Origin of the sequence: uncultured Odoribacter sp. (assembly GCF_937966165.1) — a bacterium.
Taxonomy (GTDB): domain Bacteria; phylum Bacteroidota; class Bacteroidia; order Bacteroidales; family Marinifilaceae; genus Culturomica.
This window is the reverse complement of the sequence record NZ_CALCLB010000025.1, coordinates 1-18,724: the sequence shown is the minus strand read 5'-3', so window position 1 is coordinate 18,724 and position 18,724 is coordinate 1. Positions and strand designations below refer to the sequence as shown.

Annotated in this window: 15 protein-coding genes and 1 pseudogene; 4 read left to right on the top strand and 12 right to left on the bottom strand. The window is 39.6% G+C overall.

Annotation, left to right across the window (positions count from 1 at the left end):
• Positions 1 to 44 precede the first annotated feature (44 nt).
• The 3 genes from Q0465_RS10525 to Q0465_RS10515 form a co-directional block, all read right to left on the bottom strand.
• Complete coding sequence (locus Q0465_RS10525) at positions 45 to 491, bottom strand: DUF2059 domain-containing protein (RefSeq protein WP_298615954.1); 447 nt, start codon at positions 489 to 491, stop codon at positions 45 to 47.
• A gap of 46 nt (positions 492 to 537) precedes the next feature.
• Positions 538 to 1,629: a porin gene (locus Q0465_RS10520; protein ID WP_298615951.1), complete on the bottom strand. Its 1,092-nt coding sequence runs from the start codon at positions 1,627 to 1,629 to the stop codon at positions 538 to 540.
• A gap of 97 nt (positions 1,630 to 1,726) precedes the next feature.
• Positions 1,727 to 3,400 (bottom strand): SulP family inorganic anion transporter, encoded by a 1,674-nt coding sequence (locus tag Q0465_RS10515; protein WP_298615949.1) that lies wholly within the window; start codon positions 3,398 to 3,400, stop codon positions 1,727 to 1,729.
• A 250-nt stretch (positions 3,401 to 3,650) separates the two neighbouring features.
• Here Q0465_RS10515 and Q0465_RS10510 point away from each other — a divergent pair, with 250 nt between their 5' ends.
• Positions 3,651 to 4,286 (top strand): lactate utilization protein, encoded by a 636-nt coding sequence (locus Q0465_RS10510; RefSeq protein WP_298615946.1) that lies wholly within the window; start codon positions 3,651 to 3,653, stop codon positions 4,284 to 4,286.
• 70 nt (positions 4,287 to 4,356) lie between these two features.
• Positions 4,357 to 5,640, top strand: a complete 1,284-nt coding sequence (locus Q0465_RS10505; protein WP_298615944.1) for an MFS transporter — start codon at positions 4,357 to 4,359, stop codon at positions 5,638 to 5,640.
• Between the two features lie 7 nt (positions 5,641 to 5,647).
• Here the strand turns inward: Q0465_RS10505 and Q0465_RS10500 are convergent, their stop codons facing one another.
• The 6 genes and pseudogenes from Q0465_RS10500 to Q0465_RS10475 all read right to left on the bottom strand — a co-directional run bounded on the left by Q0465_RS10500 (position 5,648) and on the right by Q0465_RS10475 (position 11,369).
• The gene (locus tag Q0465_RS10500) at positions 5,648 to 6,976 is read right to left on the bottom strand and encodes a DUF58 domain-containing protein (protein ID WP_298615942.1); all 1,329 of its coding nucleotides are present in this window, start codon (positions 6,974 to 6,976) and stop codon (positions 5,648 to 5,650) included.
• 44 nt (positions 6,977 to 7,020) lie between these two features.
• On the bottom strand, positions 7,021 to 8,013 hold the full coding sequence (locus tag Q0465_RS10495) for a MoxR family ATPase (RefSeq protein WP_298615940.1): 993 nt from the start codon (positions 8,011 to 8,013) through the stop codon (positions 7,021 to 7,023).
• Positions 8,010 to 9,179: a DUF4350 domain-containing protein gene (locus Q0465_RS10490; protein ID WP_298615938.1), complete on the bottom strand. Its 1,170-nt coding sequence runs from the start codon at positions 9,177 to 9,179 to the stop codon at positions 8,010 to 8,012. The genes Q0465_RS10495 and Q0465_RS10490 overlap by 4 nt, the downstream gene beginning before the upstream one ends.
• On the bottom strand, positions 9,176 to 9,865 hold the full coding sequence (locus Q0465_RS10485) for a hypothetical protein (RefSeq protein ID WP_298615936.1): 690 nt from the start codon (positions 9,863 to 9,865) through the stop codon (positions 9,176 to 9,178). Before Q0465_RS10485 ends, Q0465_RS10490 begins: the two co-directional genes overlap by 4 nt.
• A 13-nt stretch (positions 9,866 to 9,878) precedes the next feature.
• Entirely contained in the window at positions 9,879 to 10,715 is an 837-nt protein-coding gene (locus Q0465_RS10480) for a hypothetical protein (protein WP_298615934.1), read from the bottom strand.
• Positions 10,702 to 11,369, bottom strand: a pseudogene (locus tag Q0465_RS10475) (stage II sporulation protein M). The gene Q0465_RS10480 and the pseudogene Q0465_RS10475 overlap by 14 nt, the downstream one beginning before the upstream one ends.
• A 377-nt stretch (positions 11,370 to 11,746) precedes the next feature.
• Between Q0465_RS10475 and Q0465_RS10470 the strand changes: the two are divergent.
• The gene (locus Q0465_RS10470) at positions 11,747 to 12,490 is read left to right on the top strand and encodes an RDD family protein (RefSeq protein WP_298615931.1); all 744 of its coding nucleotides are present in this window, start codon (positions 11,747 to 11,749) and stop codon (positions 12,488 to 12,490) included.
• A gap of 178 nt (positions 12,491 to 12,668) precedes the next feature.
• The gene (locus Q0465_RS10465; protein WP_298615928.1) at positions 12,669 to 13,388 is read left to right on the top strand and encodes a pirin family protein; all 720 of its coding nucleotides are present in this window, start codon (positions 12,669 to 12,671) and stop codon (positions 13,386 to 13,388) included.
• Positions 13,389 to 13,455: 67 nt separating this feature from the next.
• On the opposite strand, the gene scpA is transcribed toward Q0465_RS10465, so the two are convergent.
• The 3 genes from scpA to Q0465_RS10450 form a co-directional block, all read right to left on the bottom strand.
• On the bottom strand, positions 13,456 to 15,612 hold the full coding sequence (scpA, locus tag Q0465_RS10460; RefSeq protein WP_298615926.1) for a methylmalonyl-CoA mutase: 2,157 nt from the start codon (positions 15,610 to 15,612) through the stop codon (positions 13,456 to 13,458).
• 75 nt (positions 15,613 to 15,687) lie between these two features.
• The gene (locus tag Q0465_RS10455) at positions 15,688 to 17,562 is read right to left on the bottom strand and encodes a methylmalonyl-CoA mutase family protein (protein WP_298615924.1); all 1,875 of its coding nucleotides are present in this window, start codon (positions 17,560 to 17,562) and stop codon (positions 15,688 to 15,690) included.
• 265 nt (positions 17,563 to 17,827) lie between these two features.
• Entirely contained in the window at positions 17,828 to 18,286 is a 459-nt protein-coding gene (locus Q0465_RS10450; protein WP_298615922.1) for a lipocalin family protein, read from the bottom strand.
• Positions 18,287 to 18,724: the final 438 nt, after the last annotated feature.

The following is an 18,724-nucleotide window of genomic DNA, read 5'->3' as shown; positions in this document are numbered from 1 at the left end:
TAACAGGAGCATCTGTTTCCGGACATTGTTTTAAAAAACGGATTTTAATATCCTTTTTCCTGCAGTTTAGCCTGGATTTTCTGACCTAATTTCATGCCCCATTGCTGACCGGCCTGCATACTTTCCATATTGATATTCGGAGCAGATGTACCCAGTTTTTTACCTGCCGGAGTCTGATAAAATTTAATGATTTCTTCCAGATCTTCCTGTGTTAAATATTTCTGGTAAATCGGCGCCAGCATATCCACTAAATCGGTATAAGCCGTTTTAGACATCTCATTTTCCATTTCATCCCAGAATTCACCCGGCACCTGCGGCATCTGTTGTCTCATCATTCCGATCATCTGAGGTACCACCATTTCGAAAGTCTTATCACTACCAGAAACGATCAGCATCTCTTTTAACGTAGTCTTATAATCCTTCGGTTCAGAACATTTGATTCCTAAAGTTACTCCCAGAATCAAGATCATACATACTAAAATTTTTTTCATACTCTTTTTTATTAATATTTATAATGTCCGGATTTTATTGCCGGTTTTAAAAACTAAACTGGATACGTCCCTGAATAAAATCGAATTTTTCTTTTCCGTAAACAGCATAAGAATCTGTCCACATATGAGTATAATTCACCTTCACACCAATATATTTATTTATAAAGTAATTCACTCCCAACGTAATATCCTGTTCTTTTCCTCCCATAATATGTGCTTCCCTGTCGTTCATATCCGTTACATTATAACGGAACAACAGCTCTAAATTTCTGGGATCAGGATTAGAAACCCATCCCTGGGAACGATTGTATTTATATTGTTTATTTCCCAGCAACAAACATCCCGACTGTACATACACCCCTTTACCGGTATAATTTTCTTTTCCGATACGATTGATATGAACAGCCAGGCATTCACTTTGAAGATAAATCCCTCTGTAAAATAAAATGATATCTGCACCGAACCGCCACTGATTGATCATATCCGTCACTTTAGCCTGTACAAACACATTTTCGTTTTTATTCAGGACATCTGTAGGAGCACCTCCTTTAAAAATGACTTCCTCTCTTTCCGCCTCGTCATGTTCACTATACCTTACCCCAAAACCCAAATGGACCAGCTTTTCTTCATCGTACACCGGACGACCGATAAGCTGAGCAGCAATTACATAACCTTCATCCAGGCTTTTGGTATTGTCAATATCTCCGTCACTGAAAAAACCGGCTGCCGCCGTCATCACATGACTATTATAAATATAACTGAATCCTACTTTCCGTTTATCTCCCAAAACAGCATCGGTCACCGCCATCGTCATTAACCGGAAATTTAAAGTCCCCAGCCGGTAATCCAATCCCAGATGTTCAAAATAATGACCGATTTTTATCATATGATCCCGTTTCCGGTAAGCAATGTAAATATCCTTCAGCGATACCTTGCTGTCCTTATATCCCAACTCGACTTTTCCTTCCCAATTTTTCAAAAAACGGATGCTGGTCCCCAGACGCACATCCGAAATAACCATACCATTCCCTAAACGGGCGGAATCACTGAAAAATACACCTCCGTCAAATAAAGCTCTTCCGATCAGTTTCCATTCAAAATCCTCCGTAGACGACTTTACAAAAGCCTGCGCCTTCATTTTCAAAGGAAATGAAAAAAGAATTAAAACTAGAAAAAGTAGTACATTTCTCTTCATCATAATGACATCGTCCGCCTTTAGAAATTTATGATTCGCCTTAAATATAGCTATTAGCCTTTTCTACAGCTTCCTGAATATTACTGCAAATATTTTCTTTACCGATTTTATATGCTAAACCGGATTTTTCCAATACCTTCCGCACGGATTCATTTACTCCGGAAAGTACAACGCGTATTTTTTCCTTTTCTGACAAACGATAAAGACTTTCCAAATTATGCAAACCCGTCGTATCCATAAAAGGCACCTTACGCATTCGAATAATACGGACCTGAGGGCGATCCCCCAACACCTTCATACACTCATCGAACTTATTGGCAATACCGAAAAAGAAAGGACCGTCGATTTCATATACTTCCACTCCCTTTTTTAAATTCAGCTTTTCTTCTTCGTGATAAATTTCGCTTTCCGAAGAAAGATCCACCTCATCTTTTACGACAGACACCTTTGTCACTTCACTCATGCGCTTCATAAATAAAAGCATAGCCAATAAAAGCCCGATCTCAATGGCTATTGTCAGATCAAATATCACCGTCAATAAAAAAGTTGTCAAAAGCACAGCCACATCCGAGCGGGAATTCCGAAGCAAAGAACGAAAAGTCCGCCACTCACTCATATTATAGGCAACAATTACCAGTACTCCAGCCAGACAAGCCATCGGTATATGCTGGGTAAGAGGTCCTAAAAATAATAAGATCAGCAATAATACGACCGCATGAATAATTCCCGCTACCGGACTACGCCCGCCATTGTTAATATTCGTCATGGTACGGGCAATAGCTCCCGTCGCCGGAATTCCACCAAAAAAAGGCACAACCATATTAGCTACCCCTTGTGCCATTAATTCTGTATTGGAATTATGCTTATCTCCCGTCACTCCATCTGCCACTGTTGCCGAAAGCAAAGACTCTATAGCTCCCAGAATGGCAATTGTAAAGGCTGCCGGAAATAAGAAGTGAATCGTCTCCATATTCAAGGCAAGCATACTGGGCTCAGGCAAAGCCGCTTTTAGCTGAAAACGATCCCCGATTGTCTCAATCCCTGTAATTCCCAAATAATTTTTTAAAATATATACGATTCCCGTCATTACAACAATCGCAACTAAAGACCCTGGTATTTTTTTTAAAAATTTCGGTGTAAATACGATTAATACAATACTGGCTATCCCTACCACAGCCGATGCTCCATGTATACTTCCCGCACTCCGGAAATAAGCTCCCCATTTAGGCAGAAAATCAGCAGGCATCTCCGTCATCTGCATTCCGAATAAATCTTTTATCTGAGTCGTAAAAATAGTCAAAGCTATTCCGCTTGTAAATCCGACAATAATGGGATAAGGAATAAAACGGATAACGGTCCCCAATTTCAATAGCCCCATTAATAATAAAAATATACCGGCCAATACAGTAGCAATAGCTAATCCTTCCATTCCGAATTCACTTATAATGCCATATACTACAATAATAAATGCCCCGGTAGGACCTCCAATCTGTACATTACTTCCCCCCAACAAAGAAATGATAAAACCAGCCATAATAGCCGTAATCAAACCCTGTTCCGGACTAACACCAGAAGCAATTCCAAAGGCAATAGCCAAAGGGAGCGCGACAATGCCGACAATAATACCGGCCATTAAATCGGAGAAAAATTTTTCTTTCGAATAATTCTTCAAACTTGTAAATAACTTAGGCTGAAAGTCCAGTCTTTTTTTCATACCAAAATTTCAATATTTAGCACGTTTTTTCCTATCTGTCAGAATAAGTCACAAAAATAGTTAAAAAATACTTAAATAAAGTCATTTATACCTTAAAAAATTGCGTTCCTCTCTTTACGTACTCAAAGCAAGCCCCGGACCGCTATTTTCTATAAATTCTCACTCCTTTTTTCCCCGTAAAATTCAGTTTTTTATATTTCTTTGCCCTTCTCTTCAATATGTTCATTACCTTTGTCCGAAAATGAAACTCATGGACTTATCTATTATAGAGAACACAATAAAAGCTTTGAAAAATAATAATTTTGAAGTTTTTCCGGCCGCTAATACTGAAGAAGCCCGGGCTATTTTTTTCAAAGAAATATTTACAGTATTACAACCTGCTACAGTGAGCTGGGGCGATTCCCAAACGCTGGAATCTACCCGTATTCTCTCCGAATTGGAAAAAAATCCGGAAGTGACCTTAATCCGGACATTCGGAGCAGGAATGAGCCGTACCCAGAAAATATATTGGCGCCGTCAGGCTCTCCTCTCAGATCTGTTCCTCGCCGGCACGAATGCCATTACTCAGAAAGGGCAGTTAGTCAATCTGGATATGATGGGCAACCGAGTCGGAGGCATTACTTTCGGTCCTGAACATGTCGTGCTTTTCATCGGGATAAATAAGATCGTCCCGGATTTGGAAACAGCTATGCAACGCATTCGTACCTGGACGGCCCCTCAGAATATATTGCGTCACGAAGGATTCAATACTCCCTGCCGGAAAACCGGAACCTGCATGGATTGCCGCAGTCCCCACCGCATCTGCAATACATGGACAATTACTGAAAAATCCTGGCCTGCAGGAAGAATAAATATTATTTTGATTAAAGAAGAATCAGGAATATAAGAAAAATTAAATCCATTAAAAATGTTTCTCTTCCCCATCGAAAGAACCGAATGACTGCAGGAAAATCCATATGAAGACGACCCGAGGAGTATTTGACAAGCCTAAAGAACTGACTGACCGTATTCTGGTTTCTTTAAAGTCCCGCAATTTCAGGCTTTATTTCGGAGGAATGTGCATTTCTTTAGTTGGCACCTGGATGCAACAACTTGCCATGAGTTGGATGGCCTATAAACTGACAGGCTCTGTTCTCTTTTTAGCGGGTATTTCGTTTATGGCTCAAATTCCAATACTCCTGATTACCCCTTTTGCCAGTGTCTTTGCCGATCGCTTCAACAGGCATCATATTTTACTTCTCACTCAATCTCTATCCGCTGTACAAGCTTTACTTCTGGCTTGGTTAACTTTTAACGGAACAATTGAAATCTGGCATCTCATGGCGCTCAGTCTGTTTTTGGGGGTAATCAACGCTTTGGATAATCCTACCCGTCAGGCTTTTTATCCCGGCCTGGTTGCACCTGAGCATTTAAATAATGCCATCGCTCTTAATTCTACGGTCATCAATGGTTCCCGTCTTGTCGGACCGGCTATCGGAGGTATTGTCATCGGTTTTGGCGGAGAAATGTTTTGTTTTTTACTGAATGGGTTAAGTTACCTGGGAGTAATCATAGCTTTATTAAGAATGCATTTGCCCATACAGCATTCCCGGAAAACCCGACTCACTGTTTTTACCGACTTAAATGAAGGTTTTTGTTACGTGGCTACCCAGCTTCCGATTCGTTCTCTTTTATTATTGATGGCCATTGTCAGCTTCTTCGGCCTGCCACTTGTTACTTTTATTCCGGCCTATGTCAACGATATCCTAAACGGAGAAAGCAAAATGCTGGGGTACTTATTGTCCTGTATCGGGTTGGGTTCCTTAACAGCCGCCATCACACTGGCTGCCCGTAAAACGATTGCCGGATTAGAAAGGCTGATTACCATCAACACATTCCTACTAGGCGCGTCTTTAAGTTCATTGGCCTTTATCCACACGCCATTTTTAGCTGCCGCCATACTTATATCCGCCGGATTCTCTATTATTATGACAGTGGCTTCCATCAACAGCCTTTTACAAGCATTGGCTGAAGAAGATAAACGTGGACGGGTAATGGGTTATCTGGCTATGACGTTTACCGGTATATCTCCTCTGGGAGGTATACTGTTAGGTTATCTGGAAAAATACGCCGGTTTACCGGTTATTATACTTCTTTCAGGCATGACATGTACTCTCGCAGGAGCCACATTTGAATATTACCGACCTCTTATTTACAAATACAGTCGTCCCATTCTTTTGCGAAAAGGGATTATAAAATAACGGCCAATCAAATCACATTCTTTTCCTTTAACTTCAGATAAGCATTTATAACGCCCACGGATAAGTCTTCCGGCCGGCTCAACAATGCCAGAATACCTTGCTGACGCAAGGTCCGTACAATACGCTGCTTTTCTGCCATGAATTCCATTGCTATTGTTTGAAAATAAATATCGTATACGCTTTTATTGGCGTTTTCCATAACTTCCCGTATTTCTGAATTCTCAAATAACACCACTAAAAGCAGATGTTTTTGTGTCAATCTGTGCAGTACAGGTAATTGTCTTTCCAATGCAGCCATACTTTCGAAATTTGTAAATAAAATCAATAAACTACGGGTCTGTACCGAGCGGTTAACAGCAACATACATCTGTTCAAAATCCGATTCCAGAAAATAAGTCTGCTGCTTATAAAGAGCCTCATTAATCTGTCTCAACTGTCCGCCCCGGTTATCGGATTTTATAAAAACATCGGACGTATTTGAAAATGTATATAAACCGGCCCGGTCCCCTTTTTTCAAAATCACATCCGACAAAGCCAGGACCGCATTTATTGCATAATCCAACATTGTCATCTCCCGGAAAGGGAATTGCATCGTACGGCCTTTATCCAATAAGCAATAAATAGATTGAGCCCTCTCATCCGTATAAGAATTGACCATTAAACGGTTACACTTTGCCGTAGCTTTCCAATTGACCCGGCGGGGATCATCTCCCCATACATAGGGTTTTATCTGATCAAAAGAAGTACTGATCCCTACGAAACGGACTTGTTTATCTCCTGCATTTTGGCGGGCACCCATAGCCCTTAATTCATACTTTCTCATTTCAGCAAAAGCCGGATAAACAGCAACTTTAGCTTCCTCTCCCAAAGAAAAACGACGTTCAACCAATCCCCAAACAGTAGAAACAAATACGCGAATCCTGCCAAATTCATATTCTCCCCTCCTTACCGGATGGAGACGGTAACACAGAATTTGCTTTTCCTCACTTTCCAATTTACATTTTTGCGTTAAAGTGCGTATCTGAAAAGGAAATGGAATCTCATCCATTACCCGTAAATATACCGTCCACCGGTACTTGTTCTGTAAGACAATTTTCACCTGATTATCTTCCCCGTTAGAAAATTTATCAGCCATTTCTCTGCTTCCGCATACACTCCCTCTTGCCGTAAATAATAGTAAAATATCCATTACAGTCCATATCCCCAACGCCCCTATTAATCCTAAAACACCCCAGTAAAGAACAGGGAAAACAAAAGCCATAACCAAAGCCAGTACCCCAAGTATACATAAGGCAAAAAAACGCGGCGGTAAATATAACTCCCGAAATAATTTCACTTTCTACAGAATTTGAATAATATCCTCTTTTCGTACCCGGGATTTTAACGGGGCACTTCTACTTTAGCGACCAACTGAGTAATAACCTGATCCACAGAAACCCCTTCCAGTTCTCTTTCTGCCGACAATTGTATTCTATGCCGGAAAACAGGTAAGGCCAGGTGTATAATATCTTCCGGAATTACGAAATCTCTCCCCTGCAATGCAGCATAAGCCTTTGCCCCTTTCATCAATGCTATCGAAGCCCGCGGAGAGGCACCCAAATAAAGCCATCCATTTTCCCGGGTCATCCGCACTAACTGAACGATATACGCTTTAATCTTTTCATCTACCCGGACGTGCATTACCTGTTCTCTCAATGTTTTTAAATCCTCAGCCCCCAATACAGGAACCCATTTTTCCCAATTTACAATATTCCCCGAATCGTGCAAACGAAGTATCTGCAACTCTTCTTCAAAAGCAGGATATCCAACGGAAATCTTAAAAATAAAGCGGTCCAGTTGTGCCTCCGGCAAACGATAGGTACCTTCATGCTCTATCGGATTCTGAGTCGCCATAACCAGAAAAGGATAATCCATCTTATACTCCTTCCCGTCATTTGTCACCTGCCTCTCCTCCATCACTTCAAACAATGCCGCCTGTGTCTTTGCCGGAGAACGATTGATTTCATCCACCAATAATATATTCGTAAAAACAGGACCTTTCCGGTATTCGAATTGTCCGGTTGAAGGCATGAACACTGAAGTTCCCAAAACATCACTTGGCATCAAATCGGGCGTAAACTGGATACGGCAAAAATCCGCATCAATTAAACGGGACAATACTTTAGCCATCAATGTTTTTGCTACACCGGGTACCCCTTCCACCAACACATGCCCATCCGCTAATATCGCCGTCAAGAGTAAGTCAACCCACTCCTGCTGACCGACAATTACTTTTGCGATTTCTCCCCGCAATGAATCCAGTTTATTCTTTGAAAGAGTAAAATCGATACGGGATTCAAAATTTATGTTTATTTCCTCCTGCTCAGTTTTCATATTTTATTTTTTTCATTAAATAATTCCAATAATTGTATTAATTTTTTTAATCCGGGCTCATTTATATGTTCCGTTTTACGGATAGTGATAATCAACCGAATCAGTTTTTCAACCTTTTCTTCCTCTATACCGGATCGTTGGGCAAGGTCCGAAATAAAAGACCCATCCAATTTTCCTGTATCCAGTTTATATTTTACAGTTGTTTCATTCAGAAAAAAATTAATTCGTTTCAAAGCTATCCGGTAATGATCCTGCTGTTTGTAATACAACGAACTGACAGCTGCAATAAACTCCAATGACTTATTTTCGGGAGGTTCAATTACAGGCATCGCCCGCTGTTCCCGTTTACAACGGAACAAAACGTATAAGATTCCACATACTACTATCAAATACAAAGCTCCTTTTAAGGCAGGGTAACGGATTATTACCCGGAACGGACTTTCGCCTCCTTCCGGTCCGGCAATTTTATACTCATCCCATATCACATTTACCCGGGCAGGTAAAACCGACAATGCCTTATAATAATATTCCCCCTGCTCTGCTTCCAGAACATGGTAATTCGTAAAAGCATGAGGATTTAAGTTAAGAAATATCTGTCCCCTTCCATAATTCAATTGGACAAAATCAGGACGCTTTTTTTTCGTTACAGTCCCCCATACTTTTCCTTCGAAGTCCTCTTGTAACTCAAAATAAGCGACAAAACGTTTTCGGAATAAATACTGCTGACCGGCTGTATCCACCTTTAACTGATGTTTCTGTTCCTCATAATCACCTTCCAGTTTTAAATGGAATAAGGAGAGTAAAGTATCGGGCATCTGTAATGCAGCAATAAATAAATAATTCCCCTTTTCCACAAAGTTCAGTAAATCTTCCATTTCCGCCGGATCCGTTTGAAATCCGTAATCGATAAATACATAAGCCGAAGGATAAAGGGTATCTTTACGCCGGAGCCGCTCAGTTACCGGCCTACGCGAAATCTCAACCTTTCCTTCCGGAAAAAGATAAGGTAAACTTTTACCGGCAATGTATGTTCCAAACGGTATTTTATCGTTTACCGAAAAAGTCTCTGTCCAATCAACAGTGGCCGGCCGGTTTGTTTCATACCAAACATAAAACAACACTATACCGGTCATCATAAAAAGGTAGATGTAAATTTTCAATTTCATTCCTCTATCTCCTTTTCAAACCCTAGGAAACAATCACGTATCTGTGGGTAAACTTTCTCATCGATTTCAAAATCCCCATAACAAACACAATCAAAAACAGTAGAAAGACGCTGGAAAGCCTTTTTTTTTTCCAAGGGAATCTCCCTGAGATACAAAGCATTTGTCTTGCATAAATCCCAATGTATCAGTCCTTTTTCATTCAATAAAAACAATACATTTAAATAATGAATTCTTACAGCACTTTTATAATTCCCTGTTTTTAAAGCTTCCTCCAACCGTCTCCGGAATCTGTCCGGATCGGAAAATAAAGCAGTATCTAAAGTTTCTTCTTTAAATTTTTTCTCTTTTTGTCCCCATGGAGATATTACGCCTGCTTTCACCATAAGGTATAAAGCATAAATAAGACAGCTAACAACCAGCATTTTCAACAAGAATCCCAAAACATCTGCCGTAGTTTCAGCCGGTAGCCCACCGAAAAGATCCGCCAGCCAACGTATCATACGCTTTCCCCAAGGATTATCTTCCACAATTTCCGTATAATTAAATGCCGGCTCAGCACGGAATTTTTCAACAAAAGCATTTCCCGGCGAACGTATTTCATAGAGAGAATCCCTCGCCGGTCCGCCAAATAAAGGGAGCATGATGCAACAGAAAATAAACGTCCAACTCCCGTATCGGAAAGTCATTTTTAAACTTTTCCTAAATTGTATTTTCACCGATACTATTGATTTTTTTATATAAAGTATAATGTTCCCGTCCTTCTATAATACTGAAAAATTTGAAACCCATCCCAATAAAATAAATGGTATACAGAAAATTTTGTCCCAACGACGCCAATAACAAAAGCATAGAAGCGATATAATTATTTTCCGGATTGCCGGTCATCAAACCGGGTATATACAAAATCCAGGTGGGTATCAAAAAAATATAAGACATAAAACTTATAATCAGATAGAGGACAATTCCGAATCCGAAAGTACTCCACCATTCTCCACGGATAAAAGAAAATGAAAAACCCTCTTTCATTTTCCTATCCGTAATTACAATCAAATAAGCTCCAAAAGTCAGGGCTGTAAAAAAATAAATCCCGGGTATAATGAGAAATAAAAAGGCAATCAAACTGATACACAGATAACCAATTCCCCATATCCCCAGAAGAACCCCTTTGCGTCTCATAACAAACCATACTTCCCGGGGCTTTACCGGTGAAGTGTCGCCTGCCTCATATTTATCCTGATATACCCGTATATAAGATAAAGTTTCCAACATCAACCCATAAATTACAATGAGATTAAAAAAATAAGTCCAGAAGAATTGTCCTCTAAAACGAAGGATATCTGTTGAGTATTGTTCTCCTGTATTAAGTATAAAATCCTGTAAAAAGGCACTCTTAAATAAAACATCCACAATCAGAACAGGCAATACCAGATAACAGAAACAACGTAAAAACGGCTTAAATTCTTGTTTGATAAACACAAATGTATCCGTTAACAAATCTCCGAAACTCCGTCTTTGACACAAATCAATTTTTTCCATTCTTCCTTTTATTTACTAAAACCGGATAAAATCCGAAGTAAGTCAAAATACCCGCAAACGACACCACGACACAACACAACCCCACAACCGGATAACGGTCTGCATAGCGGGTTATAAAACTCTCTATACTTCCGGCTAAGATAAAGAAGGGAATCAATCCTACTACTATTTTAATTCCCTTTAAAGCTCCCTTTTTAAACGACTGAATACGGGTATATGTACCGGGGAATAAAAAACTATTTCCGATCACTACTCCTGCACCTCCGGCAATTACAATGGAAGTAATCTCAAATGTTCCATGTGCCCATAGGGATAAAGCTGAATGTATAAACAAGCCCTGAGCATAAAAAAAATATTGAAAGGCCCCCAGCATCACGCCATTGGAAAACAAAATCCACAAAGCCCCTACTGAAAAAATACTCCGAATACAAAGGCAACAAAAGACACTCGTATATTATTCAGCGTAATTCCCCAAAACATCTCCCATTCGTTACCAGAATTATACACCCCCCTAGGAACTCCTTCTGCAATATTGTGCAAAGTCTGATTTACATAAGCATCCCCTAAAATTAAACGTACAAAAGTTCCCTCATGTGCTGCAGAAAACCATCCCAAGATACAGGAAACAATAAAAAACAATAATACAAAAAACATTGTTTTTCTTTCCTGAAACAGTAAAAGAGGAAAATCTTCTTTCCAAAAAGAAAAGAGTCCCTTTCTTCTTTCCGAACGATAACGATAAATTTTTGTCTGAAAATGAATCATGAGCTGATTCAGGTATTTTTCTGTAGCACTTCCCGGATAGAACGTCCGGGCATAAGAAAGATCATCAGACAATTCAATAAAATCGGAAGCCAGTTTATCCGTGCGTTCCTGTCTTCTTTTTTCAATCTCCTTCCACCTTTGCTTATTTTTAGCTATAAATTTTGCTTCTTTCATAGGACGAAAAAGAGTTAGCCACTCATTCTTTTACCACGGATAAATGTAATTTTAATAACAAAAATAGATTTTTTTATCAAAAAAGCATATGTTTGCACGATACAATTCTGTTTCCGATGAAAATATCCGTCAATACTGTTCAAAATGTCAATATCGACTACGAAATGGCAGGTGTAGGTCCCCGAATTTTAGCTACTCTTCTGGATTTTCTCATTCTGGGTTCTACAGGTCTTTTGTTCCTCCTGTTAGGCAGTATGGGCGTAGGCATCAGCCAAGGCAGTACAGGCAGCATTGTTTTTATCATTATTCTGCTCAGTATCCTCCCTTTATACCACCTGCTCTGTGAATTATTTTTTAACGGGAAAAGCGTCGGAAAAATGGCCCTAGGATTACAAGTTGTTCGTTTAGACGGTAAAAAAGTAAACTTTTGGGATTATATGTTGCGTTGGGTTTTCCGTTTAATCGACATTACCCTCACCAGCGGTACACTTGCCATCATTTCAATTGTAGTGACCCGCCGCATGCAAAGGATAGGGGACCTGGCTGCCGGAACAACAGTCATCCGCCAAAAAACGCCTGTTCGCTTACAAGATTTAACCCAACATGTAATGCCTGCCGGATACACCGTCATTTTTCCCCAGGTCAGTTTACTGTCCGACCGGGACATCCGAATCGTAAACGAAGTAATCACAGAAGTAAATCGCAGCCTGGACTTTAAACTTTTAGATCCTTTAGCTAAAAAAATAAAAGAAGTTACCGGTATTTCCACTGATATGGATAATCAAACTTTTATAAAAACTATCTTAAAAGACTATTTTCATCTGGCTCAGAAATAAACAATCAGTATTCAAAAATTTTCCGGAAAGCTTTTACCTTATTCCTTCGTTTTGTTTACAATCTTTAATTAATCCAAAGTTAATCCTCTTTCCTTTTTAACAAATAATAAGGCTTTAGAATTGCCCGATGTTCTGCTAATCTCTAATTTTATACGACTAAACGAAACAAAAACGAATTATGAAAACAGTATTACACAAAGCAGAGAGCCGGGGACATTTCAATCACGGTTGGTTACGCACTTCCCACACCTTCAGCTTTGCTGATTATTATGATCCGCAACGCATTAATTTCGGAGCCTTACGAGTATTAAATGACGATTCTATCGATCCCGGCACAGGATTCGACATGCATCCTCACCGGAATATGGAGATTATATCCATACCGCTCAGCGGTGCATTAAAACACCGGGACAATATGGGAAATACCACTGTACTTCATCAGGGAGAAATTCAGGTAATGAGTGCCGGTACAGGGGTTCTCCACAGTGAATACAACGCCAGCAATGAAAAAAATACCGATTTTTTACAAATTTGGGTCATTCCCGACAGAATGAACGTGGCTCCGCGCTATGAAACCGCCCGGATTAATGATATCATCCGGCGAAATGAAATTACAGAAATTGTATCTCCCTATCCAGGAAAAGAAAAAGGATTATGGATTTACCAGCAAGCCTGGTTTTCAATCGGAGAACTCACAAAAGATACCCGTCACACTTATCATTTTAAGTCATCCCATAGTTTTGGTGTATATGTTTTCGTCATAGAAGGTTCCGTTTTTGTGGAAGGTTCTCATTTAGGCAGAAGGGACGGACAAGGTATATATGATACACTCTCCTTTGGCATTGAAGTAAAAGAAAATGCAAAAGTTCTCTTTATTGAAGTACCTACTGTACAGTAAACACATCTATATCCAAAAAGGGGTTATCGTTGCCGGTAACCCCTTTTTATCTCCTTTCTATCGGAAACTATTTTTTAGCTAACTGAAGTAAGATCTCCAGTACCTGAATAGCACTTTTAGAAACTTTCGTTCCGGGTCCGAATACGGCAATAGCCCCGGCATCGAATAAGAATTGATAGTCCTGATGAGGTATAACTCCTCCTACATACACGAGAATATCTTCCCGTCCCAATTTTTTCAATTCCTCAATAACAGCCGGTACCAATGTCTTATGTCCGGCAGCCAAAGAAGAAACTCCGATAACATGTACATCATTTTCTACAGCTTGTTTAGCCGTTTCTGCCGGAGTTTGGAACAAAGGTCCCATATCGACGTCAAAGCCCATATCGGCATACCCTGTCGCTACAACTTTCGCACCCCGGTCGTGACCATCCTGTCCCATCTTAGCAATCATAATACGCGGGCGACGACCTGTCAATTCTGCAAATTCGTCGGCCATTTCCTTTGCTTTTTTGAAGTCTGCATCTTCGTTAGCAACACTTGAATATACTCCGCTCACAGTTCTGATTACAGCTTTATAACGTCCAACAACTTTTTCACATGCATAAGAGATTTCTCCCAGAGAAGCCCGCTTTTTAGCAGCATCTACAGCTAATTCCAACAAATTCCCTTCTCCTGTTTCAACACATTTTGTTATAGCATCTAAAGCAGCTTCTACTTCAGCCTGATTGCGGTTAGCTTTTAATTCTTTCAAACGGGCAATCTGAGCTTCCCGTACAGCGGTATTGTCAATTTCCAGAATATCAATCGGATCTTCTTTATCCAAACGATATTTATTCGTACCGACGATGGTCTGTTCCCCACTGTCAATCCGGGCCTGTGTACGAGCTGCAGCTTCTTCTATACGTAATTTCGGAATTCCCGATTCAATTGCTTTGGCCATACCACCTAATCTTTCAATTTCCTGGATGTGTTCCCAAGCTTTATGTACTAAGTCATTCGTCAGATTTTCTACATAATAAGAACCGGCCCATGGGTCGATTGCTTTACAAATTGTCGACTCTTCCTGAATATAGATCTGTGTATTACGGGCAATACGTGCAGAGAAATCCGTAGGTAAAGCAATTGCTTCGTCCAAAGCATTGGTATGCAAACTCTGGGTATGTCCCAAAGCAGCTCCCATAGCCTCTATACAGGTACGTCCCACATTATTGAACGGATCCTGTTCCGTCAAAGACCAACCTGATGTCTGGGAATGGGTACGTAAAGCCAAAGATTTCGGATTCTTCGGATTAAACTGTTTTACGATTTTAGCCCACAACAGTCTTCCCGCTCTCATCTTAGCGATTTCCATAAAATGGTTCATCCCAATCGCCCAGAAGAATGACAGACGAGGAGCGAAGGCATCGATATCCATACCAGCATTTACTCCTGCCCGCAAATATTCCAGGCCGTCTGCCAAGGTGTATGCCAATTCAATATCTGCCGTTGCTCCAGCTTCCTGCATATGATAACCGGAAATGGAAATGGAATTGAATTTTGGCATATTTTTGGAAGTATACTCAAAAATATCAGCAATAATTTTCATTGAAAATTTAGGCGGATAAATATAAGTATTCCGCACCATGAATTCTTTCAAAATATCATTCTGAATCGTTCCTGATAATTGATCCAAAGTAGCCCCCTGCTCTAAACCCGCTACTATATAAAAAGCCAACACGGGCAATACAGCCCCGTTCATTGTCATTGAAACAGACATCTTATCCAATGGAATCTGATCAAACAATATCTTCATATCCAGGATAGAATCCACTGCTACACCGGCTTTCCCGACATCACCGATAACACGCGGATGGTCGGAATCGTAACCCCGGTGTGTAGCCAGGTCAAACGCTACTGACAACCCCTTTTGCCCCGCAGCCAGATTCCGGCGATAAAATGCATTGGATTCTTCAGCAGTAGAGAATCCTGCATACTGACGGATCGTCCAGGGACGTAAAGGATACATGGCTGAATACGGTCCACGTAAATAGGGAGGAATACCGGAAACATAATCCAGATGCTCCATTCCTTTCAAATCTTCAGCCGTATATACCGGCTTAACGGGTATCAATTCTGGCGTCGTCCAATTTTTGGCGATATGATTGGCTTTTTCCCATTCTTCAGCTGAAAGGGTAGTCTTTTGAGCCGTCTTAATATCTATATTTTTAAAATTCGGTTTCATACTTTTTAAATCTAAAGAGTGATAACGTACAGAGGAACAAAATTCTCTTCATCCTCTTTCCCTACTCATTAATTATTAAATACCTAACTTTTGTTGATAGCCTTTCAGTTCTTCCAATACATTATTCTTAACATGTATATAATTGGTCAATCCTTTAGCTTCCAATTCAGGACGGCTTTCCGGATTACCGGCTACAACAAGAATTGCCTTATCTTTCAGCTTCTCAAATGCTTCAGGAGCAAATCCGGCGTACTCATCATCAGAACTACAAAGTACTACAATAGCAGCTTTATTGTTTAAACAAGCCTGAACTCCTTCATCAACAGTCTTAAATCCATTATTATCAACTACCTGGAATCCGGCACAAGCGAAGAAGTTACAAGCAAATTGAGCTCTTGCCTTACGCATAGCCAGATTTCCCATGGGGAACATATATACGACCGGACGGCCATTCTTAGCAGCGAACATATCTGTCTTCAGCCGCAATGCTTCAAATGCTTGAGTACCCCGGTATGGCTTAAGTGTCTCCACTGTAGCTCCTTCTGCAGTATGATCTTCCGGCTCTAAAACACAAGAACAAATAGCTTTTTCTATCTTTTCATTGAAATTCGGGAATTGGTTCGTACCTACGAAATTCTCTTTCCGCTGGGCAATTGCTAAATCCCGGGCTTGTGCAGTAGCCTTGACAGCAGCCTGGATGAAACCTTTCTTAAACGCCTCAATATAGCCACCTTCATCCTGTACTTGTAAAAACAATTTCCAGGCAGCCTCTGCAATGTATTCTGTCAATTCTTCAATATAATAGGAACCTCCCGCTACATCCACAATACGGGCAAAATGCGATTCTTCCTTCAACAATAATTGCTGGTTACGGGCAACACGTTCTCCCAATTCAGAAGGCTCGCATTCATATATATAATCATAAGGATGTACTGTAAAAGAATCTACCCCCCCTAATACGGCAGACATCGTTTCTGTCTGAGTCCGTAACATATTCACGTTCGGATCATATACAGTCTTATTCCATTCAGAAGTCTCCGCATGTATATTCATCTTACACATACTGTCACAACAAGGATTGTATGCTTTTACAATATGTGCCCACAGATAACGGGCTGCACGCAGTTTAGCAATCTCCATAAAATATTTAGACCCTGTAGCAAAATGGAAGCGAATCCGGGGTGCCACCTCATTTACGCTCATTCCGGCTTCTGTCAGCTTGTCCAAATACTCCACTCCCGCAGCTAAACTAAAACCTAACTCCTGTACAATAGAAGCTCCGGAATTATTGAAAACATATCCTCCGACTTCTATAGTTTTGAAGTTCTTATAAGCCGCCATTTTTTTGGTATTTTCCAGAGGGGCTCCGAAAGGATTCTCACAACAAATTTTACCTTTCAAAGTTAAATTCGTTAACGGATCAATATTTATACCTCCGTATATCTTTTCCGGATCAATTCCTCTTTCCTCCACTACTGCCATAAATGCATCTAGTAAAGAGCATTTTTTGCACTCACATACAAAATTGATTTCTACACATTCCAAACAGATATCTTTCAATAAAGCCGCCATATCAGCTTTTGAAAATTCACGGCATCCCGTAAAAATAAATCCTAACGAATTTACTCCCCTGTTTAATACATCTAATGCTTTTTTATTGGCTTCGGCAACGTCTTCTACCCGGATATTCTGACGCACATACCAATCATTATTATCCTTTTTATTGCCTCTTACAAACGGAAACTCTCCCGGGAAACAATCGAGATTCTTGAGGTCTTTCATGTTTTCTAACCGATACATCGGCTGAACACTGAAACCTTCATTGGTTCTCCATACGAGCTTTTTACTAAAATCGGCCCCTTTCAGGTCGACAGTAACTTTGTCCACCCACTCCTGCATAGTGTTAGGCGCAAACTCACTGAAAAGCTTCTGATTTACATTTTCTGCCATAATTTATATATTTAACTGTAACTGTTTATTGTAAAAAACGAACAAATTTAAGCCTTTTAAAGGATTAAAAAAATTATTTAGCGCCTTTTTTCCCTATTTACAACGTTTGATCTCCGCTTTCAATATTTTACATTTCAGACAGATAAGCAATACACCCACCGGAATCTTCCCCTAAAGCATTTTACAGGCACATTTTAAATAAAAAGAGCTGCCCGGAGACAGCCCTTTTAGGTAGATCAATATGAATTGACTTTTGATTTTAAATCTATTGAATAACAAAAATTAATTTTTCCGTATTATACCCCCTTTGCCGAATTCTCGTCAATAAATCAGTCATTAAATCCGCACTTAACTCTTTTGTACGGCTCAATATCCATAAATACTTATCACTCGAACTCCCAACAATGGCATAAGAATAGTTTTCCTGATCCAATTCCATAACATAATAATCACTATAAATTAACGGGAAAAAAGAGACCTTCAATTTCCCGGGTTGTGACTTGTCAGGCAATTTTGCTTTCCCTTTGATAAGATGCCAGGCTCCTTTTTTCCATCCCCGATTGAGTACTTTTATTTTTCCATCTTCCCGCACTGAATATTCTGCTGTCACTCCATCCATTCCCCTCTCAAAACGATGGTTAAACCGGGCAATTTCATACCATTTACCCATATAACGCTTTAAATCAAGCTCAGTAACAGTCCTATTATCAATATTGTTGGTCATATATATTAATCGATTTTTCTCCTATCTACGAAAAATTCAAAAAGAAGTTATTATCAATACACGATTCACACACATTAACGAACGTTTTTTTAGTATATTAAAGGTCAAAAAACAAAGCTTGAAAATATCAATTTTTGCAAAAAGGAAGGAAATGAGTATATGTAAGAATAATTTGATTAAGAATATGTTATGAAAGAATAATAAAGTTATCTTCTTTTTTGCATAAAACTCAATCTTTTTATGTATCATTCAAATTTCAGCTATAAAAAACGTTCGTTTTAAGTGGGGATAAAAGTACTATTTTTATAAAATAATAAAATATTATCCCTCATTATTTTACTAATTTTAATTGTTAAAAAAATCTTCTTTTTGAAACAAAATTTAAACGAACGTAAACTATTGCTAAATCTTTATTTAAATCATAAAAAAAATACTTAT

Excerpts from the sequence above, each read along its gene's own strand:
- Q0465_RS10525 (WP_298615954.1), bottom strand. The coding sequence starts at position 491 with ATGAAAAAAATTTTAGTATGTATGATCTTGATTCTGGGAGTAACTTTA.
- Q0465_RS10520 (WP_298615951.1), bottom strand. The coding sequence starts at position 1,629 with ATGAAGGCGCAGGCTTTTGTAAAGTCGTCTACGGAGGATTTTGAATGG.
- Q0465_RS10515 (WP_298615949.1), bottom strand. The coding sequence starts at position 3,400 with ATGAAAAAAAGACTGGACTTTCAGCCTAAGTTATTTACAAGTTTGAAG.
- Q0465_RS10510 (WP_298615946.1), top strand. The coding sequence starts at position 3,651 with ATGGACTTATCTATTATAGAGAACACAATAAAAGCTTTGAAAAATAAT.
- Q0465_RS10505 (WP_298615944.1), top strand. The coding sequence starts at position 4,357 with ATGAAGACGACCCGAGGAGTATTTGACAAGCCTAAAGAACTGACTGAC.
- Q0465_RS10495 (WP_298615940.1), bottom strand. The coding sequence starts at position 8,013 with ATGAAAACTGAGCAGGAGGAAATAAACATAAATTTTGAATCCCGTATC.
- Q0465_RS10490 (WP_298615938.1), bottom strand. The coding sequence starts at position 9,179 with ATGAAATTGAAAATTTACATCTACCTTTTTATGATGACCGGTATAGTG.
- Q0465_RS10485 (WP_298615936.1), bottom strand. The coding sequence starts at position 9,865 with ATGACTTTCCGATACGGGAGTTGGACGTTTATTTTCTGTTGCATCATG.
- Q0465_RS10480 (WP_298615934.1), bottom strand. The coding sequence starts at position 10,715 with ATGGAAAAAATTGATTTGTGTCAAAGACGGAGTTTCGGAGATTTGTTA.
- Q0465_RS10465 (WP_298615928.1), top strand. The coding sequence starts at position 12,669 with ATGAAAACAGTATTACACAAAGCAGAGAGCCGGGGACATTTCAATCAC.
- scpA (WP_298615926.1), bottom strand. The coding sequence starts at position 15,612 with ATGAAACCGAATTTTAAAAATATAGATATTAAGACGGCTCAAAAGACT.
- Q0465_RS10455 (WP_298615924.1), bottom strand. The coding sequence starts at position 17,562 with ATGGCAGAAAATGTAAATCAGAAGCTTTTCAGTGAGTTTGCGCCTAAC.
- Q0465_RS10450 (WP_298615922.1), bottom strand. The coding sequence starts at position 18,286 with ATGACCAACAATATTGATAATAGGACTGTTACTGAGCTTGATTTAAAG.